Origin of the sequence: Pseudomonas sp. COW5 (assembly GCF_026240005.1) — a bacterium.
GTDB classification, from domain to species: domain Bacteria; phylum Pseudomonadota; class Gammaproteobacteria; order Pseudomonadales; family Pseudomonadaceae; genus Aquipseudomonas; species Aquipseudomonas kribbensis.
In genome coordinates, this window is the sequence record NZ_JAPHVP010000001.1 from 3,132,724 (window position 1) to 3,156,822 (window position 24,099).

22 protein-coding genes are annotated in these 24,099 nt (G+C 61.0%); 15 read left to right on the forward strand and 7 right to left on the reverse strand.

Going from position 1 to position 24,099, the window contains the following annotated elements; genetic code table 11:
* Positions 1-85 precede the first annotated feature (85 nt).
* From OQ248_RS14290 to OQ248_RS14300, 3 genes are all read right to left on the reverse strand, one after another.
* Positions 86-727 (reverse strand): oxidoreductase, encoded by a 642-nt coding sequence (locus OQ248_RS14290; protein ID WP_119428903.1) that lies wholly within the window; start codon positions 725-727, stop codon positions 86-88.
* A 27-nt stretch (positions 728-754) separates the two neighbouring features.
* A complete protein-coding gene (locus OQ248_RS14295; protein ID WP_265813143.1) occupies positions 755-2,482 on the reverse strand; it encodes a C13 family peptidase in 1,728 nt (575 codons plus the stop codon).
* Between the two features lie 110 nt (positions 2,483-2,592).
* Complete coding sequence (locus OQ248_RS14300; RefSeq protein ID WP_007909575.1) at positions 2,593-3,048, reverse strand: MaoC family dehydratase; 456 nt, start codon at positions 3,046-3,048, stop codon at positions 2,593-2,595.
* 193 nt (positions 3,049-3,241) lie between these two features.
* Here OQ248_RS14300 and OQ248_RS14305 point away from each other — a divergent pair, with 193 nt between their 5' ends.
* The 3 genes from OQ248_RS14305 to OQ248_RS14315 are packed head-to-tail and all read left to right on the forward strand — an operon-like array spanning position 3,242 to position 4,921.
* Complete coding sequence (locus tag OQ248_RS14305) at positions 3,242-3,604, forward strand: CidA/LrgA family protein (protein ID WP_039771873.1); 363 nt, start codon at positions 3,242-3,244, stop codon at positions 3,602-3,604.
* Positions 3,604-4,320: an LrgB family protein gene (locus OQ248_RS14310; RefSeq protein ID WP_096820777.1), complete on the forward strand. Its 717-nt coding sequence runs from the start codon at positions 3,604-3,606 to the stop codon at positions 4,318-4,320. Before OQ248_RS14305 ends, OQ248_RS14310 begins: the two co-directional genes overlap by 1 nt.
* 10 nt (positions 4,321-4,330) lie before the next feature.
* Positions 4,331-4,921 (forward strand): LON peptidase substrate-binding domain-containing protein, encoded by a 591-nt coding sequence (locus tag OQ248_RS14315; protein WP_119428899.1) that lies wholly within the window; start codon positions 4,331-4,333, stop codon positions 4,919-4,921.
* Between the two features lie 6 nt (positions 4,922-4,927).
* Here the strand turns inward: OQ248_RS14315 and OQ248_RS14320 are convergent, their stop codons facing one another.
* The 4 genes from OQ248_RS14320 to OQ248_RS14335 form a co-directional block, all read right to left on the reverse strand.
* Complete coding sequence (locus OQ248_RS14320; protein WP_265813144.1) at positions 4,928-6,634, reverse strand: hypothetical protein; 1,707 nt, start codon at positions 6,632-6,634, stop codon at positions 4,928-4,930.
* A gap of 4 nt (positions 6,635-6,638) precedes the next feature.
* Positions 6,639-10,085, reverse strand: coding sequence for a calcium-binding protein (locus tag OQ248_RS14325; protein WP_265813145.1), 3,447 nt, complete (start codon positions 10,083-10,085; stop codon positions 6,639-6,641).
* A 139-nt stretch (positions 10,086-10,224) separates the two neighbouring features.
* Complete coding sequence (locus tag OQ248_RS14330; protein ID WP_265813146.1) at positions 10,225-11,541, reverse strand: bifunctional DedA family/phosphatase PAP2 family protein; 1,317 nt, start codon at positions 11,539-11,541, stop codon at positions 10,225-10,227.
* Positions 11,542-11,595: 54 nt separating this feature from the next.
* Positions 11,596-12,291, reverse strand: a complete 696-nt coding sequence (locus OQ248_RS14335; protein ID WP_265813147.1) for a DNA-3-methyladenine glycosylase — start codon at positions 12,289-12,291, stop codon at positions 11,596-11,598.
* Positions 12,292-12,468: 177 nt separating this feature from the next.
* On the opposite strand from OQ248_RS14335, the gene OQ248_RS14340 reads away from it, so the two are divergent.
* From OQ248_RS14340 to lipA, 12 genes are all read left to right on the forward strand, one after another.
* Complete coding sequence (locus OQ248_RS14340; RefSeq protein WP_265813148.1) at positions 12,469-13,740, forward strand: glutamate-5-semialdehyde dehydrogenase; 1,272 nt, start codon at positions 12,469-12,471, stop codon at positions 13,738-13,740.
* Entirely contained in the window at positions 13,709-14,431 is a 723-nt protein-coding gene (gene nadD, locus OQ248_RS14345) for a nicotinate-nucleotide adenylyltransferase (RefSeq protein WP_085712285.1), read from the forward strand. Before OQ248_RS14340 ends, nadD begins: the two co-directional genes overlap by 32 nt.
* Positions 14,432-14,501: 70 nt before the next feature.
* Complete coding sequence (gene rsfS / locus OQ248_RS14350; RefSeq protein WP_085712284.1) at positions 14,502-14,996, forward strand: ribosome silencing factor; 495 nt, start codon at positions 14,502-14,504, stop codon at positions 14,994-14,996.
* Between the two features lie 10 nt (positions 14,997-15,006).
* A complete protein-coding gene (rlmH, locus tag OQ248_RS14355; protein WP_011063671.1) occupies positions 15,007-15,474 on the forward strand; it encodes a 23S rRNA (pseudouridine(1915)-N(3))-methyltransferase RlmH in 468 nt (155 codons plus the stop codon).
* Positions 15,475-15,484: 10 nt separating this feature from the next.
* On the forward strand, positions 15,485-17,380 hold the full coding sequence (mrdA, locus tag OQ248_RS14360) for a penicillin-binding protein 2 (protein ID WP_119428893.1): 1,896 nt from the start codon (positions 15,485-15,487) through the stop codon (positions 17,378-17,380).
* 31 nt (positions 17,381-17,411) lie between these two features.
* Positions 17,412-18,515, forward strand: coding sequence for a rod shape-determining protein RodA (rodA, locus tag OQ248_RS14365; RefSeq protein WP_085712360.1), 1,104 nt, complete (start codon positions 17,412-17,414; stop codon positions 18,513-18,515).
* A 17-nt stretch (positions 18,516-18,532) separates the two neighbouring features.
* Complete coding sequence (gene mltB, locus OQ248_RS14370; protein WP_085712282.1) at positions 18,533-19,543, forward strand: lytic murein transglycosylase B; 1,011 nt, start codon at positions 18,533-18,535, stop codon at positions 19,541-19,543.
* Positions 19,543-20,553, forward strand: a complete 1,011-nt coding sequence (locus OQ248_RS14375; protein WP_265813149.1) for a septal ring lytic transglycosylase RlpA family protein — start codon at positions 19,543-19,545, stop codon at positions 20,551-20,553. The genes mltB and OQ248_RS14375 overlap by 1 nt, the downstream gene beginning before the upstream one ends.
* Before the next feature lie 189 nt (positions 20,554-20,742).
* The gene (locus OQ248_RS14380) at positions 20,743-21,900 is read left to right on the forward strand and encodes a D-alanyl-D-alanine carboxypeptidase family protein (RefSeq protein ID WP_065259591.1); all 1,158 of its coding nucleotides are present in this window, start codon (positions 20,743-20,745) and stop codon (positions 21,898-21,900) included.
* Positions 21,901-21,984: 84 nt separating this feature from the next.
* Positions 21,985-22,260: a DUF493 domain-containing protein gene (locus OQ248_RS14385; RefSeq protein ID WP_007958664.1), complete on the forward strand. Its 276-nt coding sequence runs from the start codon at positions 21,985-21,987 to the stop codon at positions 22,258-22,260.
* Positions 22,260-22,907, forward strand: coding sequence for a lipoyl(octanoyl) transferase LipB (gene lipB, locus OQ248_RS14390; protein ID WP_085712280.1), 648 nt, complete (start codon positions 22,260-22,262; stop codon positions 22,905-22,907). The genes OQ248_RS14385 and lipB overlap by 1 nt, the downstream gene beginning before the upstream one ends.
* Before the next feature lie 25 nt (positions 22,908-22,932).
* Entirely contained in the window at positions 22,933-23,931 is a 999-nt protein-coding gene (lipA, locus tag OQ248_RS14395; protein ID WP_162803535.1) for a lipoyl synthase, read from the forward strand.
* The last annotated feature ends 168 nt before the right edge of the window (positions 23,932-24,099 follow it).

Consider the following 24,099-nt stretch of genomic DNA (forward strand, 5'->3'; position numbering starts at 1 on the left):
GTGGCGAGCAGTTCAACACAAGATCCTTGGGCGTCATCGGAAGGTGACTGCCCGGACCTGCGTTGAACCACTGTGACAAGTGAGCTTATTTACCGAGTTTTCTTAGTTCATCCGACTCGACGATCCGCACGCCGTCCTGCTCCTCCAGCGCCAGGCGCCACATGGCCCGGGCCAGCTGGCAGGCTTCGATGCCACGGTACTTGCCGGGAATCAGTTTCGAGAACGGCGCGGCAAGCTGCTCACCCAGGCGCGGCTCGCTGCGTTCGCCAAGCAGCAGTGATGGCCGGCAGATGGTCAGTTGCGGCCAGTCCTGCGCGCGTAAGGCGTGTTCCATCTCGCCTTTGACCTTGTTGTAGAAAATCGAGGACCGGCGATCAGCCCCCAGGGCACTGATCACGATCAGGTGCCTTGCGCCCATTTCCCGTGCGCGTTTGGCGAACGCCACTACCATGTCCAGATCCACGGCGCGAAACGCCTCTTCGGAGCCGGCCTGTTTGATGGTGGTGCCGAGGCAGCAGTAGGCAATGTCGACCCGGCCGGCCAGTTGCGGCAGGAAGGTCTGTGGATCGCCGACCGGGTTTTCCAGATGTGGATGTTCGGCCAGCGGCCGGCGTGAAGGGGCCAGGACACGGGTAATCGTCGGCTCGTTGAGCAAACGGTCGAGCAGATGTTCACCGGTCAGCCCGGTGGCTCCGGCAAGCAAGACATGCTGAGGCGTCAAGTACATAGTGTCTCTCCCTTGATACTGTTCAGCTTAGTTGCTGTTTGTCGCTCCGTCGTTCAACGCAGCACTTTGCAACGCTTTTCTCGCCTGTTGTTTGCGCAGCAGTTGCCAGTGCGCGAGTACTGTTTTCGGTGCCCAGATCTGCGGTTCCGAGGCTTCGAAGTTGTCCGCCAGCTCGCGCTCGGCAACGGTGGCTTTGGCCAGTTTGAAGGCTTGTTCCAGGTCGTCGGTCTGGTTCAGCGCCTGGGCAAACAAGGCATCGCCGAAATAGGTGAAGTTGGCCTCCTCGGAGCAGCCGAACGATACGCGGTCGGCGCGCGAGGCGGTCATGATCAGTGTGCGTTCGTCCTTCAGCGCCGGAATGAAACCACCGGAATAGCACGAGGAGATGACAATGATCTTGTCGCGGTTCTTCAGCGGTGCGAGCACGGCGGCGAGTTCGTCGGCGGGCAGGTCGGCCAGTTCCATTCGTGGCTGATCCAGCACCAGTTCGTGTTCGGCGGTGCCGTGGCTGGTCAGGTAGATGAACACCAGGTCTTCCGGGCCAGTTCGTTCGGCCAGGGTCAGGGCGGCGCGACGCAGATTTTCACGGGTGGCCATCGGCCGGTCGCCGAGGTGGTCGCGGTGATTGACCAGGCGAATCTGGCCAACGGCACCGAAACGGCTGGCGAGCATGTTGGCCACGTAATCGGATTCGCGCAGGAACACGCTTTGCTTGCCGTCGCCGCCGAGGGTCAGGGTGTACAACTCCACCGCCGGGGTCGAGGCTGGCACATTGGCCAGCGCTTCGTCGAGCAGGCGGCCCTGGGCCAGCAGGCCGAGCTCGAGTGTGTCTGGCAGCAATTTACCGTCGGCATCGCGTACTCGCTGGCCGTTGATCCAGGTGCCGCTGAGCACGGTGCCGTCGGTCAGCACCAGGGTGCCCCGGCCCGTGTAGCTGTCGCTGTCGAACCCGCCGATATAGAAACTGCCGTCGGACAGGTTCAAGCGGCCCTGGCCACTGAAACGCCAGTCGTTGAAGTAGCCGATGTAATGACTGCCGTCGGCGCCGATCAGTTCGCCTTTGCCGGTCAGTGCGCCTTCCTTGAACTGTCCGAGCCAGACATCGCCGTCAGCATTTTCGTAGCGGCCCTTGCCGTGGAGTTGATTGTTCTTGAAACCGCCGACATAGATGTCGCCGTCGGCGCTGTTGAAAGTGCCGTTGCCTTCGAGTTGGCCATTGATGAAGTGGCCGCTGAACTGATTGCCGCTGGCGTCGCCGCGCTGGCCTTCACCGTTGGGTTTGCCGTGGGCGAACTGGCCCTGATAGGAACTGCCGTCGTCCAGTTCCAGACGACCCAGGCCGGAATACTGGTCGTCCTTGAATTCGCCGCGATAGGTCATCGCGTTTTCCTTGAGGGTGCCTTCGCCCTCGCGCCGGCCCAGTTTGAATCCGCCGGTGTAGCTGCCGCCGTGGGTGGTCAGCGTGCCCTGGCCGTCGAACAGGCCTTGCTGGAAATTGCCGCGATAGACCTCGCCGTTGCTGCCGTGCCATTCGCCCTGACCGTGCCACTGACCCTTGTCGAAAGCGCCCGCGTACCAGCTGCCGTTGGGGTAGTCGACCCGGCCCTGGCCTTGCAGCAGGCCGTTGACCAGTTCGCCGCGATAGCGTCCGCCGTCGGGCAGGCGTGCGTCCGGGGGCAACAGCGATTCGCCGTCGCCGCAAGCGGTGAGCATCAGGGTCAGGGCAAGCGGTGCAAGAGCAGCAAGTTGGCGCATAGCGGGATCCGGGCAATTAGGCGACCGAGTATGCCGTAGCTATGTGACCTTATACAGCCGGCAGAGAGGAGTGGATGCGAAACCGCGTGAGCCGTTTCGCATCCCGGCACTCAGACGAAGCAGAGTGACAGCGGTTCGGCGATGTAGGCCGGTTTGTCCGAGCCTTCGATCTCCAGGGTGGCGGTGGCCTTGAGCAACCACTGGCCGGGTTTCTTCTCGGTCACTTCACCGAGGTCGACCTTGAGCCGGACCTTGGAGTTGACCTTGACCGGCTGGATGAAACGCACGCTGTCCAGACCGTAGTTGACCACCATCTTCACGCCTTGCGGCAGGATCAGGATGTCTTCCATCAGTTTAGGGATCAGCGACAACGACAGGAAACCGTGTGCAATGGTGCTGCCAAATGGCGTTTGCGCGGCTTTGACCGGGTCGACATGGATGAACTGATAATCCCCGGTGGCTTCGGCGAACAGGTTGATGCGCTCCTGATCGATGGTGAGCCATTCGGAACGTCCGAGTTCCTTGCCGACATAATCTTTGAGCTCTGCAACTGGAACATAGGGCATTGAGACTCTCCTTGGGTTCATCGGTTTTATAGTTTTTCAGGTGGGGGATTTGACCGCCCTGCGAACCACTGTAGATCATCATGGCGATTTGCTCAGGTCAACCGACCATGCTTTTGGCGAATGCCGATCCATAGCGCAGGCGTGCTTATAATGCCGGGCCCGTGCTTGGCGGGATGTCGGACGGAGATGACGGATGTTGCTACGCGGCCTGACCATGCTGGTGCTGTTTCAATTGCTCGGCACGGCCCTCAATCATTTGCTGTTGCCGGTGCTGCCGGGGCCGATCATCGGCCTTTTGCTGTTGCTGGCGTTTCTGATCGTGCGCGGTGAAGTCGGCGAGCCGCTGAACCTCGCTGCCGGCAGTCTGTTGCGCTATTTGCCGTTGCTGCTGGTGCCGCCGGCAGTAGGTGTGATGGTTTACGCCACGGCGATTGCCGCGGATTTCTGGGCTATCGTCGGTGCGCTGGTGGTGTCGCTGATCCTGTCCATGGCCTTCGCCGGCGTGCTGATGCAACGGCTGGTCAAGCGTCACGCGCCGCATTCGGAGGAATCCTGATGCTGTTCGACTGGCAAGGTGCCTGGGCTTCGGTGATTCACCATCCGCTGTTCGGCATCGGTATCACCCTGGGGGCCTATCAACTGGTGCTGGCGGCGTTCGAGAAAACCCGCTGGATCTTCCTGCAACCGGTGCTGGTTTCCATGCTGCTGGTGATCGGCGTGCTGGTCGGTTGCGGCCTGACTTACGTCGAGTACCGCAAGAGCACCGAGATCCTCAGCATTCTGCTGGGCCCGGCGACTGTGGCACTGGCAGTGCCGCTGTATCTGAACCTGCGGCGCATCCGCCAATTGTTCTGGCCGATTTTTACTACGCTGGTGATAGGCGGGGTGGTCGCCACGGGCATGGGCGTGGCGCTGGGCTGGTGGTTCGGTGCCGATCACATGATCCTGATGACCATGGCACCGAAGTCGGTGACATCACCGATTGCCATGCTGGTGGCCGAACAGATCGGTGGCGTCGCGGCACTGGCGGCCGTGTTCGTGCTGATCACCGGGGTGATCGGCGCGATTTTCGGCCCGGCGTTGTTGACCCGCCTCGGCGTGCACAGCCCTGAGGCGCGGGGCATGGCGCTGGGCATGACCGCGCATGCGGTTGGTACGTCGGTGGCGTTGCAGGAAAGTGACGAGTGCGGCGCCTTCGCGGCACTGGCGATGAGTCTGATGGGCGTGGCCACGGCGGTGTTCCTGCCGTTGGCGGTGTCGATGGTGGTGTAAGGAAATGTCTATGAGTCTGCCGCTTTTTCCGCTGAACACGGTGCTGTTTCCCGGCTGCAACCTGGATTTGCAGATCTTCGAGGCGCGCTACCTGGACATGATCGGCCGCTGCATGAAACAGGGCGGCGGTTTCGGTGTGGTGTGCATTCTCGAAGGCCATGAAGTCGGCGCCGCCCCCGAAGGTTTTGCCATGGTCGGCTGCGAAGCGCGCATCACTGATTTCCAGCAGCAGGACAACGGGCTGCTGGGCATCCGGGTGCAGGGCGGGCGCCGGTTCATCGTGCAGCGCACCGAAGTGCAGCGCGATCAACTGATCGTGGCCGAGGTCGAGTGGCTGGACGAAGAACCCGAGCAGCCGTTGCAGGATGAAGACGCCGATCTTGTGGCCTTGCTCAAGGCCCTGGCCGAACACCCGATGGTCGAGGCGCTGAACATGGGCATCGAGGCGGCAGGGCAGCAGTCGCTGGCCAATCAGTTGGCGTACCTGTTGCCGTTCGCCGAAGAAGACAAGATCGACCTGCTGCAACTTGACGACCCGCAGCAGCGACTGGATGCGATCCAGGCGCTGCTCGATGAGTTGCAGGGTGAGCTGTTCGCCTGAAGCGGTTTATTCGGGCCAGACGATATCGTTGGCGAACCACTCCTTGCCCCTGTCCAGTGTCAGGATCGGTTTGCCTGCCAGGGCAACCTTGTCGATCAGGGCGTCATATTGATATCGGTTGTCGGCGCCATGGTGGGTCCGTTCCTCGATGTCCATTCGTGATTGATAACCTGCCTCGTAGGCAATGTCGTCGACTTTCGCCGCGCGAGAGCGGGTGGAGTCGAGCAGCCAGAGGCGTTCCGATTCGATGCCCCGTTTCGACGTTGAAATCAGTGCTTCGAGTTCATCTTCGGGAAACCACGCTCCCTTGTCTCGGGCGGCGGTATTGAGGAGATGGTTCTCTTCCCCCAGGACGATTTCCATCTTTCGTGTGTCGATGACGTAGGTGAATATGACCTGCTGATCATGCCGGATGGTTTCGTAATTACGTTCGGAATCAAGTTCCACGTCCGAGGCATCAGACCAGTCGTTGTCGGACTCCCCTGATTCGTTGTCCGATTCTCCAGGCTTGCGTCCGGGGTATTTGTTTTTCTGATTGTTGTAGCGCAGGTATTCGGGATCGGGCGAGTCAGTGCCTCTGCCGGCATATTGATGAACCAGTTTGAGGCTGACGGTGGCACTGATCGGTTTCTCGGTCGTTGCTCCGCGAGGATGTTTTAACCGCGGCAACATCCGGCCATCGTTGTAGAACTCGAACGGCGTGCGCTCATCGGCTCTGAACAGGGCCGGGATGTCTGTCCGGAACAAACAGTCGCTGGCGTTGCGCAGATAACCCAGTTTGGCCAGGAACCCGTCGAGGAATTCGCGGCTGACACTCTCACTGAAACCGCCATAGTCGCCGAGGCGACTGATCAGCAACTTGCCGTTCCTCAGCGGCAGGAGCAAAGGTTCTATTTCTTCATGCAAAGCGTCGAAACGTGAAGGATTGCCGGCATCGAGAGAGTGTGTCCTGTGCTGCGTTACCCATTCGGGAAGTGCTGAAGGATTGACGATCAGGTCGTCGCGCAATCGGATGTGTTGAAGGGGTGAGAGGTTGCAGGAGCGCAATTCCATGATTCGCTCACCGTGAGTCAAATGTGGATAAAGCTGTGCGAAATACGTACTCAGCAATTCCGACGTGGCCATTTTCAGGTGTGCGGGCATCGATGTGATTCGCGGCTGTCTTGCGGGCACCGCCGATGCCCCGCCAGAGTTGTCTGCATTCGGCCGTTTGAGCGGATTGCCTGTACCGCTCTGTCGAGCAGGGCTCCAGGTCGACTCACCGGCATTCCTGAAAAGCGCAGGCCCCGGCGCAAGCTTTTTGTAGAGATCCATTGCCCGATAGGTACCCAGGCTCATATCGAACTCCACGTAAACCGTGCCGACATCTTTCACGTCGACGAACTTGCGTCCGACCACATAACGCAAGCCTTCCTCATCGGCCGCTTGCATATTGCGCAGCAAGCCGGGGTTCAGCAGATAGCTGCTCAGCGTGGTTGCCGGTTCCCGCGACAGGCCGGGCAAGTCCGTGACTTCGATTCTTGACGGGCCGGGTATCGCTGCGGGTGTCTGACCATGGCCCGGGTTTCGAGGGTTCGATATCGGCGGGTCGGGGAGAGATTGATGTGTCTGTGGATCCTGGATCTGTGGTCGCAACCGGGAAGACTGCAGCGACGGATCGGCGGACGTGCCGGTACGGGACGGGGTTGGCAGTGAGGGATTTTTTGGACGCATGGGGTCATTCCTTGACGATGGTCAGATGTTCGATCGAGATCGGGCGGGACGGGGCGTTTTCGAGTCTCCAGCTGTTGCTGAGGACGTTGTAGAAAATCCTCCCGGGAATGGCGTCGAGAAGACGAATGTTCAGAACCGGCACATCAGTGACTTCCAGCTCTGCGCGATGCTGGTGATCGCGGATGTCCAGAATCAATGCCTGAATCGTTGGATAGCCTCGTGCATCGACGACGCAGAGCCCGATCATTTCAAACAGGGAGTTGATCCGGTAACGGTTTCCTGAATAGACCACGACATCGATGGTTTCCAGCGGCAGCTCTGGATTGCTGCTGTCCGGCAGATGAACATGGATGCTGCCGATTTTGAGTAGATCGTCCTTGATGGAGAGATCGCCGGGGCTGATCCGCTCCTGCAGATGACGGGTGTGAATGAGCCAGGTAGAGGAGCCCGAAACGATGGCGTCCGCTTGAGCAGTCGATAGCCGCATGGAAATAGCTCTGGCGGGATACAGCTCATAGGTTGCGGATCGCCCCTCCAGCCAGTAGCTGGTGTTGTGCTCGTCAGCCTGAAAATCCACTCGCTGCGGAGTCGCCTTCAGGGTGCGCTTCGTGATGCCGGGCTTGAGGAATGTGTATCGGCCCGCGCGTTCGCGCAGCGAGGCACGGCTTTGAATAACGGTATAGCCGGTCTTTTTTGCATCATCGATATACGAGTTGCGCGGAAAGTCGAGGTGGTAGGAGACACCGTCGCGCATCACCAGAATGACCGGATGACTTGCCTCCCAGCCCGAAGCCATGATGCCGCCACCCCTGTCGGTTTTCTTGTCGGGTCTTTCTTTCACGATCCCGTGTAAGGAAAGCAGGCCTGACGGGTGATTGAAAGTGATGGTGAAGTGGACATCCTTGTAGCCAAGAAACGTGAATGCATCTGTCTCGGTTTTTGAAACGGTGTAGATGGCCCTGACTTCATCGATTTCGGTGCTGTCATGTTCAACGTAGATCGTACTGGACGCGGCCTGATCGTTTTGCGTGGCTATCAGCGTCGAATGACGTGTCTGACGGGAAATGAAGTAGGACGAATGTGCGTTTTTCGAAATTCTGCAGGGATAGTCATTGACCGGGGCGGGGGAAGTCCTGTTCATGCCGACTGTCAGGACAGTGACGCTGAGCGTCAGCTCGCCAGTTCCCACAATGTTGGCAGGCCATATCGGTTGCAGGTGGAAACCGTCCTGGGTAATGAACACCCATTTGTCATTGTGCAGTGAGCGTTTGCGACCGACTGTCCGGTAGACCGCTTCAAGCACCAGTTCCCGTCGCGGAGTTCCGGGCGAATCGTCGCGCAGCGATTCGATCACCAGCGCATCATCACGCAAGTACCAGCGCTGGATGGCTTCAAGCGTCACGCCCAGATAGACCGTGCTCGTCTCTGCACCGTCATCGCTGATGGATACGGTACGGCACATCGGGTCGAGAATATAGGTGTCGTTACCCGGCCCCCCGACGACGGATCCGTGGATGCCGCGAACGGAAATCCGGTCATCTCCCGCACCGGCGTCAACGTGGTCGTCACCATTGGCGGAAATGATGTCCGCCTGATCGGAACCCGTCACGCGATTGGCCGCACCGGCGAGCGTCTCGACCTTTTCGATGGACTTGAGCGTCGAGTGCAGCACAGGTCCCAGCGCCGGGTTCGCGGGACGTAACTTCAGCGTGCCTTTCTTCAGGTCAATGTCATAACCGAGATGGCGCGGTGGGTCGGGAATGTGATCGATATGCCTGTGCGTGCCTTGCAGCCATAGCAGATCGATACCGTCCCCTCCTGACAGCTCGCTGACCTTGATCGGGTCGAGCGAGAGCGATTCGCAAGCCGACTGAAAGAGAAACGAATCATCCCTCTCGCCGCCTTCGAGGACTTTCCTTCCCGTGCCATAGCTGAAGAAGTTGGTTTTGTTCCGTACGCCTTGCACGGTGTCATTGCCTGCACCGAGGCTCCAGAAAACGCCTTTGGCCGGATCGGTTTTTGTTTTGGCAATGATGGCGTCCGAGGTCGGCAGGCCATCCCTTGCGTCATAACTGTCATCGGTGTCACTGATGGCTGGCCGGTCCTCGGTGACGTATGGGGTTTCGCCACGGGATTCATCCCACTGAAAGCGATAGAGGCGAGTGGGCTGCATCTTCACCTCGAACCGGCCATTGACGATTACGTCGATACTCTCCTTGAATTCATTGTCCAGCCAGCCAAGGCTGCGGGTCTTCAGGGCTTTGGCGTAGTCCGCAGTGGTTTTGGCGACCAGGTAGCGATCCATCAGCGCCTTGTCCTGGTCCTGACCGGTGAACGCAAACCAGCCGGCACGCCAGCGTTCGATCACGGTCAGTTCGATGTAGTCGTCAATGTCGTCGACCGCCCGGACGGCGCCATAGATCTTCGCCCCGACGATCATGATTGCGGCAGCGGCGATACCCACCGGGCCTGCTGCGTGAAATCCCGCCAAAGCTGCACAGCCGAGAGCAAGTGAGAGTACGCCGCTGAATACACTCAGCCCACCGGTGACATACAGGTCCTGCGCTTCCTTGCCCTGGGCCTTGGCTGCATCGTTGAAGGATTTGATGGCGGTATAGATATCGAAGGGCAGCGTCAGCACGCTGGCAATCAACCCGGCTCCGCGACACAGCCACTTGCCCATGGAAGTCTTGCCGAATTGTTCGAAGGCCATGGAGCCCTGGCGGATCATATGTTCGCCGGTCTTGCTCAGGGCGTACTCGACCCCCAGTGAAGTGATTTCCGAGAGGCCTCCGCCCACGTTGATCAGCGCTTCAGCCGTGTCACCTTTCTTCAGCGCGTCGATGGCGCCGGTGTAAGCGCTGTAGAGTCCGTACGCCTGCATTCCGACGCCCATGCTGGCCATCCCGCGGCTTTTGGTTTTATCGACCCAGTCCGGCAGGTGTTCGGGCAACGGGTCTCGGCGAATGTCCAGGCGTTGGGTGGCGTTCAGCAGGTGGTTGATCTTGTTCATGGCCTCAGCGAACTCGCCGGTGGATTTCTCTCGCATGAGCGGTGGGGCGTCGGGGGAGCGCTGAGTGACGATTTCGTACAGCAGGGGCGGGATCTGAGCGTTTTCCGGTGAGGGAACGGATCTCATGCGCTGTTCGATCTGAGCCGTATCGAACTCCAGTGCATCGATGAACGCTTGGTCAGGTTCGGAAAAGTAGGTGTTGGTCGCCGAGAGGTTTTCCCCATCGATTCGGCCGCCCAAGGCCTGGAGCGTCTGGCGGCTGACGCTGAATTCTCCGATGCGCAGAGGGCCGAACAGGGTGTCGAGATCCGCAAGCCCGGGTTTTTGGCCCGAGGGCTGAAGGGGCGGTTCCGGGTGGATGTTCAGGTCGGATATTTTGATCGGAGCTGGCGGTCGGTCAGTCCGGGATAGATCGTTTGATTGATTCTTCAAAGTCATTGCTCTTTTCACAAGTCCGTTTGTGGTGCTGCTGCCGGAATGTGGCATGGGGCACGGACTTGTTCATGAGCATTTGCTTTGCCAAATGTTTGATGGCGCTCATCGGCGCTGGGTGCACCGATGAGCGTTGAGCGCGGACTCAGTAGGCATATCGCAACAAGGTATGTGGCAGATGCCGCAATACAAAGAAACCGAACAGGGCGACCAGCGCCGGCAGCACCAGCCACCAGACTTTCTGCGGCATCGCTTCAAGGGGGGACTGGCGCTGAATCAGCCACAGGCTCGCTGCGCAGACACAGGCGGCGAGCATGGCACCGGCCAGGACATCCGTCGGCCAATGTGCCCCCAGATAGACCCGTGACAGCGCAATCGCCAGCGCCGGAATGCAGCCGATCAACAGCCAGGTCAGGCGCAGTCTTGGTGGTTGTCCACGTCCGGCCAGCACGGCGAGGGTCAGGAACAGTGCGAACGACCCGGACGCATGGCCGCTGGGCATGCTGTAACTGGTGATCGGGTCGGTCAGCACTTCCGGGCGTACCCGGGCGAAAAACAGTTTGGTTCCGGTGTTGGCCAGCGCGGTGACGAGCAAGGTACTGCCGGCGAAGATCGCCTGGCGCCACTGGCGACACAGCAGCAACAGGCCGGTCAGCAAAATGCTGAACACCAACATGTTGCGGAACTCACCGATCAGGGTGAAGACCACCGCGACCTCGTCTAGCACCGCGCTGCGGTGTTCCTGCACGAGGGTCATGACGCCCTGGTCCAGCGCGGTCAGGTACGGATAACCGATGAACAACGCGATCAGGATCAACAGGCTCATGCTACTGATCCAGATTGTCGCCCGGCGGTGACGGCGCAGGCTGCTGTTGGCACTCAGGCCGACCATCACCGCAATGCTGGCGGCGACGATCCCGGCCTGCAGCCAGAAACCTTCCGGCAATGGCAGACGAATCGCCGCCCCGGTGGCCCAGCCCGGCAGCAGGTAGGCGATGCTCCAGCCCGCCGCAGCCAGCAGACTGACGGCAACGAAGCGCGGGAAGGGCATGTCGCACATCCCGGCGACCATCGGCAACATCGGCCTCAGCGGACCGATGAAACGTCCGACCAGCAGGCTGGCGATACCGTAGCGCTGGAAGTAGGTTTCTGCGCCGGCCATCCATTCAGGGTGATGACGCAGGCCCGGCAGGCGCCGGATGTTCTGGTGGAAGTGGCGCCCGAGGAAATACGACACCAGGTCGCCGAGAATCCCGCCGAGAAAGCCCAGCAACAGGGTCTCGCTCAACGACAGCGCACCGCTGCCGGCAAGTGCCGCCACGGCGAACAGCAACACCGTGCCGGGCACGATGATCCCGGCAATCGCCAGACACTCGACGAATGCCACGACGAATACCGCAGCGGCCAGCCACTGCGGGTTGGCGGCCAGCCACCCGGTCACGCTATCGAGCCATGGGCCCATACAACACACTCCATTTCATTGATGTCCCTGGCCGGCGTAGCGCAGAGGGGAAATTCACAGCAGAAAATAATCGCGTCCTTCGACCTGACCCCGGCGCAGCGGGTTCCGGGTGCACCACTGGGCGTAGGCCGCATCGACGAAGCGATACATCAAATGCTCGTCGCGCCCATGGGGGATGCCCAGGCGGGTGGTCTGGATGATGTGGCCCGGCGCGGGGCCGGTGTCTTCCACCAGCAGGATTTCGTGGTCGAAGCGCTTTGCATCCCACACCGGCACTTTCAACCCCAAGGCTTTGCACAGCAGGGTCTGCCCGGCGCAGAGCTTTTGCGACGGTCGCGGGCGACCCTGAGCGTCGGGATTGTTCAGCAGCATCTGCGCCAGACTGGCCGGGCCGCTGATCTCGTCGACCCACGGATAGGCCGATTTGATCAGCACCGCATTGCCGGGACCCTGCGCGCTGAAGTTCAGCGAATCGCCGCCACGGGCGTAGTACATATAGATGTGGCCGCCATCCAGAAACAAAGCCTTACGCTTTTCCGTGTAGCCGAGGGAGGCGTGACTGCCCTTTTCTTCGCAGTAATACGCTTCGGTTTCGATGATCCTGGCGCTGAGCCACAGGTCGCCGACCCGGTGACGGATGACTTTACCCAGCAGATCGCGGGCCAGGACCTGGGCGTCACGGTCGAAAAAAGCATCCGGAAGGCCCAGCGGCAGGCGCTCGGCGCGGGCGCGAACGGTCAGGTTGGACATGGCAAACGGTGTTTATCCAGGCGAAAGAGGTCGTGATGATAACAATCCGAGCCTTAATTACGGCTGAACATCGGCAAATCGCCGTCCATTTCGACCATCCGCCCGTCACCGCTGTTAGTCCCGGGACGCGACAGCTATAATCTGCCGCTTTCCTCTTTGCCAAGACCCCAGCAGACCATGACTGAGTCCGTTCTTGACTACATGACCCGATTGGGTCGCGCCGCCCGCGAAGCTTCCCGGGTCATCGGCCGTGCCAGCACCGCGCAGAAAGACCGCGCCCTGCTGGCTGCCGCCAATGCGCTGGACGCCGCCCGCGCCGAGCTTGCGGCAGCCAATGAACAGGATCTGGCCGCCGGACGCGCCAACGGTCTGGAGCCTGCACTGCTGGAGCGCCTGGAACTGACCCCGGCCCGTATCGACGGCATGATCGTCGGTCTGCGCCAGGTGGCGGCGCTGCCGGATCCGGTCGGTGCGATCCGCGACATGAGCTTCCGTCCGTCGGGCATTCAGGTCGGCAAGATGCGCGTGCCGCTGGGCGTGATCGGGATCATCTACGAATCCCGTCCGAACGTGACCATCGACGCCGCGAGCCTGTGCCTGAAGTCCGGTAACGCGACCATCCTGCGTGGCGGTTCCGAGGCGATTCACTCCAACCGCGCGATTGCCGCCTGCATCCAGCGTGGCTTGGCCGAGGCCGAATTGCCGGCCGCCGTGGTGCAAGTGGTGGAAACCACCGACCGCGCTGCCGTTGGCGCTTTGATCACCATGCCCGAGTACGTCGATGTGATCGTGCCGCGCGGTGGCCGTGGCCTGATCGAGCGCATCAGCCGCGACGCCCGGGTGCCGGTGATCAAGCATCTGGACGGCATCTGCCACGTCTATGTCAGCGAACACGCTGACCTGCCGAAAGCCCAGCGCATTGCCTTCAATGCCAAGACCTATCGTTATGGCATCTGCGGCGCGATGGAGACCCTGCTGGTCGATCAAAGTGTTGCGAAGGATTTCCTGCCGTCGATGGCCAGACAGTTCCGCGAAAAAGGCGTCGAGCTGCGTGGTTGCGAGCGCACCCGGGGGATCATCGAGGCGGTAGCGGCGACTGAAGAAGACTGGGGCACCGAGTATCTGGCGCCGATTCTGTCGATCCGTGTGGTCGACGGTCTGGACCAGGCCATCGAACACATCAACCATTTCGGCTCTCACCACACCGATTCGATCGTCAGCGAAAACCTCGCCGACACCCGGCAGTTCGTGGCCGAAGTCGACTCGGCCTCGGTGATGATCAACACCCCGACCTGCTTCGCCGATGGATTCGAATACGGATTGGGTGCCGAGATCGGCATTTCTACTGATAAGCTGCACGCCCGTGGCCCGGTGGGCCTCGAAGGACTGACCTGCGAGAAATACGTCGTGGTCGGTGATGGCCAGTTGCGCGGCCAGGCGACGGTCTGACTTGTCCGACCTCGACCCGAAAGCGCCGAAATCCGGCAGGAAGTCTCGCCCCAGACGCATCGGCGTCCTGGGCGGAACCTTCGATCCGGTGCATGTCGGCCATTTGCGCGGCGCGCTGGAAGTCGCCGATGCGCTGGCGCTCGATGAGCTGCGCATGATGCCCAGTGCCCGGCCGCCCCATCGCGATACCCCGCAGGTGTCGGCGCAGGATCGGCTGGCAATGGTTGAATGTGCGGTGGCCGGTGTGCCGCCGCTGGTGGTGGACGCCCGCGAGTTGCAGCGGGACAAACCGTCCTGGACCATCGATACCCTGGAGTCGCTGCGCGCTGAACTGGCCGCCGAGACCCAGGTTTTTCTGCTTTTGGGCTGGGACGCATTTTGCGGCCTGCCCACTTGGCACCGCTGGGAGGAGTTGCTCCAGCATTGCCACATCCTGGTGCTACAGCGCCCGGACGCCGACAGCGAACCGCCGGATGCCTTGCGCAACCTGCTGGCAGCGCGTTCGGTGAGCGACCCGCTGGCCCTGAAAGGGCCGAGCGGACAGATTGCATTCGTCTGGCAGACACCGCTCGCGGTCTCCGCCACCCAGATCCGTCAACTGCTGGCCAGCGGTAAGTCGGTACGTTTCCTGGTGCCCGACGCGGTCCTGGCCTACATCGATGCGCACGGTCTGTACCGTGCGTCGAACTGAACAAGGCGTGCTCGAGTAACACGATCATCGTGGAACGAGGCGCCGAATACATGAGCAAAACGAGTTTTATATGACTGACAAAGACCAAACCAAAGTAAAGCGCAAAGGCACGTTCAAGAGCGCTCCGCTGCCGGAAGTCGCCAACACCAACGAGCCGCTGAAAGGCGACGAGCTGGTCAAGGTGGCCGTGGCTGCCCTGGAAGACGTCAAGGCCCAGGACATCCAGATCATCGATGTGCGCGACAAGCAGAGCATCACTGACTACATGATCATCGCTACCGGTACGTCCAACCGCCAGATCAACGCGATGCTGGACAAGGTTCGCGAAGAAGTGAAAAAGCAGGGCGCCAAGCCGCTGGGCGAAGAAGGCAAGGGCGACAGCGACTGGGTGCTGCTGGACCTGGACCTGGTGATCGTGCACATGATGACCGCCTCGGCCCGTCAGTTCTACGACCTGGAGCGCCTGTGGGCCGGTGCCGAGCAGAGCCGCGCGGCAGACGCCAAGCACCACAGCCCGGAAAACACCCACGAGCACTTCACCAAGCTCAACAAAGACCAGCTGTAAGGGAAGCGCTGTGCGACTGCGACTGATCGCCGTCGGTTCACGCATGCCCAAGTGGGTGGAAGAAGGCTGGCATGAATATGCCAAGCGTCTTCCGTCCGAGCTGGCGCTGGAACTGGTGGAAATTCCGCTCAATACCCGTGGCAAGAATGCCGACGTGGCCCGCTTCATCCGTCAGGAAGGCGAAGCCATGCTGGCCAAGGTCGGGCACAACGAGCGGATCGTCACCCTCGAAGTGCACGGCAAGCCCTGGAGCACCGAGCAGCTGGCGGTCGAACTCGACCGTTGGCGGCTGGACTCGCGCACGGTCAATTTCATGGTCGGCGGCCCGGAAGGGCTGGCGCCGGAAGTCTGTGCCCGCGCCGACCAGCGCTGGTCGTTGTCGCCATTGACGCTGCCGCACCCGTTGGTGCGCATCCTCATCGGCGAGCAGTTGTATCGTGCCTGGACCGTGTTGTCCGGCCACCCTTACCACAAGTAATCCTGCCCTCATGTCCCAGCCGATCCGCATCAAGGACCACGAAAAAGACGCCCGCCTGGTGCGTAGCCGCGTCGTGTTCGGGGCCATTGCGGTGGTGCTGCTGATCTGTGTGCTGATTGCCCGGCTGTATTTCCTGCAGGTGATCCAGTACGAGTATCACTCGACCCTCTCGGAAAACAACCGTGTCCATGTCCAGCCGATCCCGCCGACCCGTGGCCTGATTTACGACCGCAACGGCGTGGTGGTGGCGGATAACCGGCCGAGCTTCAGCCTGAGCATGACCCGCGAGCGCTCCGGCGACTGGCAGCAGGTGCTCGACGTGATCGTCGAAGTGCTGGAGCTGACGCCGGAAGACCGGGTGATCTTCGAAAAACGCATGCGTCAGGGGCGCCGGCCGTTCGAGCCGGTGCCGATCCTGTTCGAGCTGACCGAAGAGCAGATCGCCCGGATCGCGGTGAACCAGTTCCGCCTGCCGGGCGTGGAAGTGGTCGCGCAGCTGGTGCGTCACTACCCGCAGGGCGCGCATTTTGCGCACTCGGTGGGGTACATGGGGCGGATCAACGAGAAAGAGCTGAAGACCCTCGATCCGGTCAACTACAGCGGCACCCACCACATCGGCAAGACCGGCATCGAGCGCTTCTATGAAGCCGAGCTGCACGGGCAGGTGGGTTACGAAGAGGTCGAGACCAACGCCCGGGGCCGCGTACTGCGGGTGCTCAAGCGTACCGATCCGGTGCCGGGCAAGGACATCGTCCTGAGCCTCGACATCAAGTTGCAGGAAGCTGCCGAAGCCGCACTCGGCGGGCGCCGCGGCGCAGTGGTGGCGTTGGACCCGAACACCGGCGAAGTGCTGGCAATGGTCAGCCAGCCGAGCTTCGACCCGAACCTGTTCGTCACCGGTATCAGCTTCAAGGCTTACGCCGAACTGCGTGATTCCATTGACCGGCCGCTGTTCAACCGCGTACTGCGCGGCCTGTACCCGCCGGGCTCGACAATCAAGCCGGCGGTAGCCATTGCCGGTCTGGACGCGGGCGTGGTGACGGCGTCGAGCCGGGTGTTCGACCCGGGTTACTACATGCTGCCCAACTACGATCACAAATACCGCAACTGGAACCGCACCGGGGACGGCTTCGTCGACCTCGACACGGCGATCATGCGGTCCAACGACACCTACTTCTATGACCTGGCGCACAAGCTCGGCATCGACCGGTTGTCGGCTTACATGAACAAGTTCGGCATCGGCCAGAAGGTCTCGCTGGACATGTTCGAAGAATCCCCGGGCCTGATGCCGTCCCGCGAATGGAAACGTGCCACCCGCAAACAGGCGTGGTTCCCGGGCGAGACCCTGATTCTCGGGATCGGCCAGGGCTACATGCAATCGACCCCGCTGCAGCTGGCCCAGGCCACCGCGCTGGTGGCCAACAAGGGTGTGTGGAACCGTCCGCATCTGGCCAAAACCATCGAGGGCGAGAAGCCCAAGGATGAAAACCCGATGCCGGACATCGTCCTGCGCGATCCGTCGGACTGGACCAAGGTCAACCACGGCATGCAGCAGGTGATGCACGGCGCCCGGGGTACGGCGCGCAAGGCGTCGGTCGGCGCGCAATACCGGATCGCCGGCAAGTCGGGTACGGCCCAGGTGGTCGCGATCAAGCAAGGCGAGAAATACGACCGCTCCAAGGTGCAGGAACGCCACCGCGACCACGCCCTGTTCGTCGGTTTTGCACCGGCCGACAACCCGAAAATCGTGGTGTCGGTGATGGTCGAGAACGGTGAGTCCGGCTCCGGCGTCGCTGCGCCCGTGGTGCGTCAGGTAATGGATGCCTGGCTGCTGGATCAGGACGGACGCTTGAAGGCCGAATACGCCAGCCCAATCAGTGCGGAGGCTACGGCCCGTGAAGAATAATTTCGATCGCATGCTCTCCAGCGAGGATGTGATGCGTCGCCGCGCGACGCTGTTGCAACGCCTGCATATCGACGGACCCTTGCTGGTCCTGCTGCTGATCCTCGCCGCCGGCAGCCTGTTCGTGCTGTATTCGGCCAGCGGCAAGAGCTGGGACCTGCTGGCCAAACAGGCCACATCGTTCGGCATCGGCCTGGTGTCGATGATCGTCATCGCTCAGTTCGAACCACGGTTCATGGCCCGCTGGGTGCCGCTCGGTTATGTGGTCGGGGTGGTGCTGCTGATGGTGGTGGACATCATGGGCCACAACGCCATGGGCGCGACCCGCTGGATCAACATTCCCGGGGTGATCCGCTTCCAGCCGTCGGAATTCATGAAGATCCTGATGCCGGCGACCATCGCCTGGTACCTGTCCAAGCGCACGCTGCCGCCGCAGCTCAAGCACGTCGGGATCAGTCTGATGCTGATCGGCGTGCCGTTCATTCTGATCGTGCGGCAGCCGGATCTGGGCACGTCGCTGCTGATTCTGGCCGGCGGTGCGTTCGTGCTGTTCATGGGCGGATTGCGCTGGCGCTGGATCCTCAGCGTGCTGGCCGCCGCCGTGCCCGTGGCGATCGCCATGTGGTTCTTCATCATGCACGACTACCAGAAGCAGCGGATCCTGACCTTCCTCGACCCGGAAAGCGATCCGCTGGGCACCGGCTGGAACATCATTCAGTCGAAGGCCGCCATCGGTTCCGGTGGCGTGTTCGGCAAGGGCTGGCTGCTGGGCACCCAGTCGCACCTGGACTTCCTGCCGGAAAGCCACACCGACTTCATTATTGCGGTGCTGGGCGAAGAGTTCGGCCTGGTGGGCATTTGCGCGCTGCTGTTGATCTATCTGTTGTTGATCGGTCGCGGCCTGGTGATTACCGCCCAGGCGCAGACGCTGTTCGGCAAATTGCTCGCCGGCGCCTTGACCATGACGTTTTTTGTTTATGTTTTCGTCAACATCGGTATGGTCAGTGGCCTGTTGCCGGTGGTGGGGGTACCGTTGCCGTTCATTAGCTACGGCGGAACTTCGCTGGTGACGCTGCTGTCAGCGTTTGGGGTTTTGATGTCGATCCATACGCATCGCAAGTGGATCGCACAGGTTTGAATAAGGTGAAGAGTTCAATGCAAGTAATGCGTGACTGGGCGACACGATACGCACCGTGGCTCGGCCTGGTAGGCATCCTTGGCAGCGCGCAGGAAGCGCTGGCCGGCGATTACGAAGGCTCGCCCCAGGTGGCCGAATTCGTCGGTGAAATGACCCGCGACTACGGTTTCGCCGGCGAGCAACTGATGGCGGTGTTCCGTGAGGCCCAGCGCAAGCAGGCGATTCTCGACGCGATTTCCAAACCCGCCGAACGGGTCAAGCAGTGGAAAGAATACCGGCCGATGTTCATCACCGATGCGCGCATCGCCCGTGGTGTGGACTTCTGGCGCCAGCACGAGGCGGTACTGGCCCGCGCCGAGCAGGAATATGGCGTTCCGGCCCAGGTGATCGTGTCGATCATCGGCGTCGAGACCTTTTTCGGACGTAATACCGGTAATTACCGGGTGATCGATGCCTTGTCCACGCTGGGTTTCGACTATCCTCCCCGTGCCGAATTTTTCCGCAAGGAACTGCGTGAGTTCCTGCTGCTGGCGCGCGAAGAACAGGTCGACCCGCTGACCCTCAAGGGCTCCTACGCCGGGGCGATGGGCCTGCCGCAGTTCATGCCGAGCAGTTTCCGCGCCTATGCGGTGGATTTCGACGGCGATGGCCACATCAATATCTGGAACAACCCGGATGATGCGATCGGCAGCGTCGCCAGCTACTTCAAGCGTCACGGCTGGGTGGCCGGCGAGCCGGTGGTCAGTCGTGCCGATGTACGCGGCGAGCAGGTGGATGAAGGCCTGACCACTGGCATCGAGCCGACGAAAACCGTCGGGGAGTTGCGAGCGCTGGGCTGGTCAAGTCATGATGCGCTGCGCGATGATATGCCGGTTACTGCATTTCGCCTGGAAGGCGACAATGGCCCGGAATACTGGATGGGCCTGAAGAATTTCTACGCGATCACGCGTTATAACCGCAGCGTGATGTACGCCATGGCTGTACATCAACTGTCTGAAGAGCTGGTAAAAGCACGGGGCGTCAAGTAATGCAGGCATTGCCTATCAACAAACCCCTGAAGCTGGTGGCATTCGCTGCGTTGGCGGTGCTGGTCGCCAGTTGCTCGACCAGCCGGGCGCCCACTCAGAAATACGCTTCCAATACCGTTCGTGCCCAGCCTGGTCTGGACATCAACCGGGCCCACAAGGACGGTGCGCCATGGTGGGACGTCGATGTGTCGCGCATTCCGGACGCCACGCCGACCCTGCACACCGGTCCGTACAAGGCCAACCCGTACACCGTGCTGGGCAAGACCTACTTCCCGTTGCAGGAATCCAAGACCTACGTGGCCTCGGGCACGGCCTCCTGGTATGGCACCAAGTTCCATGGTCAGAACACCGCCAACGGCGAGGTCTATGACCTGTACGGCATGAGTGCCGCCCACAAGACCTTACCGCTGCCAAGTTACGTTCGGGTGACCAACCTGGACAACAACAAGAGCGTGATCCTGCGGGTCAACGACCGCGGGCCGTTCTATTCCGACCGGATCATTGACTTGTCCTACGCGGCGGCCAAAAAGCTCGGTTATGCCGAAATCGGCACCGCGCGGGTCAAGGTCGAGGGGATCGACCCGCAACAATGGTGGGCCGCCAAGGGCCGTCCGGCGCCTCTGATGCTCAACGAGCCGCAAGTCGCGCAGAATACTGCACCGGTGATCACGGCTTCGGCCGGTACCATCGAGCAGTGGACTCCACCGCCGCAACAGCATGCCTCCGACACTGTCCCTGTACAGATCGGCGCAAAAAAAAACGCTTCTGCACCAGTGTCTGGCCAGTATCTGCAGGTGGGCGCGTTCGCCAACCCGGACGCTGCAGAACTCCTGAGGTCGAAGCTCAGCGGGATGGTGAGCGCTCCGGTGTTCATCAGCTCGATCGTGCGCAATCAGCAGACCCTGCACCGGGTACGCCTGGGACCGATCGGTTCGCCGGGTGAAATTGCCCAGGTGCAGAACAGCGTGCGCCTGGCCAACCTTGGTTCGCCAAGTGTGGTCACCGAGTAAGTAATACGTAGCACTTGATTGACGGTTCACCAGCGATTGGGGGGTGAATCAGGTTGTTGGCTCGTCGAAGAACAAAAGCCCGGCAAAGGGTGACTGGAGTGAGCAACTGAACACGCGATGACTCGTTAGAAAGTCATCTGATTAATTTTGCCCGCAAGGGCAGTTTCCATTAGCGATTTCGAGAGACGGATGAACATCACCACCTTTGCCAAACGCCTGTGTCTGCTAGTCCCGCTGCTCCTCTCGCCAGCCGCCTTCGCGGCCGAGATGATGCCGTCGCCACCTCAACTGGCCGCAAAAGCCTACGTGCTCATGGACGCCAGCAGCGGCAACGTGCTGGTGGAGAACAACGGTGACCAGCGTCTGCCACCGGCCAGCCTGACCAAACTGATGACCGCGTACATTGCTACGCTGGAAATCCGTCGTGGCCAGATCGGTGAAAACGATCCGGTGACCGTCAGCGAAAACGCCTGGCGCACCGGCGGTTCGCGGATGTTCATCAAGGTCGGCTCGCAGGTGACTGTCAGCGACCTGCTGCACGGCATCATCATTCAGTCCGGCAACGACGCCAGCGTCGCGGTGGCCGAGCACATCGCCGGTAGCGAAGACGCCTTCGCCGACCTGATGAACAAGACTGTCGCCGATCTGGGCATGACCAATACCCACTTCATGAACCCGACCGGTCTGCCAAACCCTGAGCACTACTCGTCGGCTCACGATATGGCGATCCTGGCGCGTGCGATCATCCACGAAGACCCGGCTCACTACGCGATCTACTCGCAGAAAGAGTTCTTCTGGAACGGCATCAAGCAGCCTAACCGCAACCTGCTGCTGTGGCGCGACAAGACCGTCGACGGTCTGAAAACCGGTCACACCGACGAAGCCGGCTACTGCATGGTGTCCTCGGCCGTTCGTGACGGCATGCGCCTGATCGCCGTGGTGTTCGGCACCAACAGCGAAGTGGCTCGTGCTGCCGAGACCCAGAAACTGCTGACCTACGGTTTCCGCTTCTTCGAAACCCAGACCTTCTATCAGAAGGGTACCGAACTGGCTCAGGCCCCGGTGTGGAAAGGCACCACCAGCCAGGTCAAGGCCGGCCTGGCTGAAGATCTGACCATGACCCTGCCGAAAGGCCAGCTGAAGAAGCTCGCTGCCAGCATGACCATGAACCCGCAACTGACCGCGCCAATCGCCAAGGGCGACGTGATCGGTAAAGTCGAAGTGAAACTGGACGACAAGGTGGTGCACAGCGCCGACCTGATCGCTCTGGACGCTGTCGAGGAGGGTGGTATCTTCCGCCGCATGTGGGATAGCATCCGTCTATTCTTCTACGGCTTGTTCAACTGATTCGAGTTGACCTGCATGGCCCCGTTCCCTTCCGGAGCGGGGCCTTGTTCGTTACCGGGCTTACGCTTACGAGGCCGTTACGCCATGACCGATACCGAAGTAAAGGCGCCAAAGATCGAATTTCCGCAGGTTGATTATCCGGTTAAGGTGATCAGCGATACGGGCGTCGGCAACAAAGACAAGATCATCGACATCGTCAAGAAACACGCAAAGATCAACGATGAGCGTGTCGACGAGCGTCAAAGCAGCAACGGCAAGTACACCACCATCCAGTTGCACATCGTCGCGACCGACCAGGATCAGCTGTACAACATCAACAGCGAACTGCGGGCGACCGGCTTCGTACACATGGTGTTGTGATGCCGGGCACGCTGGGCTTTCGCGAACTTGGCCAGATGGCTTACGAGCCGGTCTGGCATGCCATGCAACGCTTTACCAACGAACGCGGCAGTGATGCCGCCGACGAAATCTGGCTCGTCGAACACCCGCCCGTGTTCACTCAGGGGCAGGCCGGCAAGGCCGAACATCTGTTGCTGCCGGGAGATATCCCGGTGGTTCAGGTCGACCGCGGCGGGCAGGTGACTTACCATGGCCCCGGCCAACTGGTGGCGTACCTGTTGCTGGATGTACGCAAACTGGGTTTTGGCGTACGCGACCTGGTCACACGCATGGAGCGGTGCCTGATCGAACTGCTGGCCAGCTACGGCGTCACCGCTGTGGCCAAGCCAGATGCTCCCGGCGTCTATGTCGACGGAGCGAAAATCGCTTCTCTGGGTTTGCGGATTCGCCACGGTTGTTCCTTTCATGGCCTGGCCCTGAACGTGGATATGAACCTGGAACCGTTTCGACGGATTAATCCCTGCGGCTATGCCGGGCTGGCGATGACCCAGCTGAGCGATCACGCAGGATCGATTGAATTTGCCGAGGTAAGTGCCCGGCTGCGCGCGCAGCTCGTCAAACACCTCGACTATGCTGAGCAGACGACCCTGACGGGCGGAATCGACTGATATGACTACTGATGCAGTGCAAACCATGATCCCGACGCTCGACGTGACCGAGCGCCCGGCCCCGCGTCCCAAGGTTGAAGCCGGCGTCAAGCTGCGCGGCGCCGAGAAGGTTGCACGCATCCCGGTAAAGATCATTCCGACCACCGAACTGCCGAAGAAACCCGACTGGATCCGCGTGCGCATCCCGGTTTCGCCGGAAGTCGAGCGCATCAAGAGCCTGCTGCGCAAGCACAAGCTGCACAGCGTCTGCGAAGAGGCATCCTGCCCGAACCTGGGCGAGTGCTTCTCCGGCGGCACCGCGACCTTCATGATCATGGGTGACATCTGCACCCGTCGCTGCCCGTTCTGCGACGTGGGTCACGGTCGTCCGAAACCACTGGACGTCAACGAGCCGGAAAGCCTGGCCATCGCCATCGCCGACCTGAAACTCAAGTACGTGGTGATCACCTCGGTTGACCGCGACGACCTGCGTGACGGCGGTGCCCAGCACTTTGCCGACTGCATCCGCGAAATCCGCAAGCTGTCGCCGAATGTGCAGCTCGAGACCCTGGTCCCGGACTACCGTGGCCGCATGGACATCGCTCTGGAAATCACTGCGGCCGAGCCGCCGGATGTGTTCAACCACAACCTGGAAACCGTACCGCGCCTGTACAAGGCTGCGCGTCCGGGTTCGGACTACCAGTGGTCGCTGACCCTGCTGCAGCGTTTCAAGCAGATGATGCCGCACATTCCGACCAAGTCCGGCCTGATGCTGGGTCTGGGCGAGACCGACGACGAAGTCATCGAAGTCATGAAGCGCATGCGCGAACACGACATCGACATGCTGACCCTGGGCCAGTACCTGCAACCGTCCCGCAGTCACTTGCCGGTGCAGCGTTTCGTGCACCCGGACACCTTCGCCTGGTTCGCCGAGGAAGGTTACAAGATGGGCTTCAAGAACGTCGCTTCCGGCCCGTTGGTGCGCTCTTCGTACCACGCCGACGAGCAGGCGAAACTGGTCAAGGCCGAGCTGCTCGGTTCCTGACTCAGCGCTGAATGAGAAGGTGCCCGCCGGGTTTTATCGCCCGGCGGGCATTTTTTTGTCCGGCCTACGCTCGTTACTGACTTTTCCTGCAACCTGCGGCGCATCTGAGCCTCTTCTGTTTGTCGCCGTTCCTGACTACTGTGTGTGCATGACTTCACACAGGGAGAT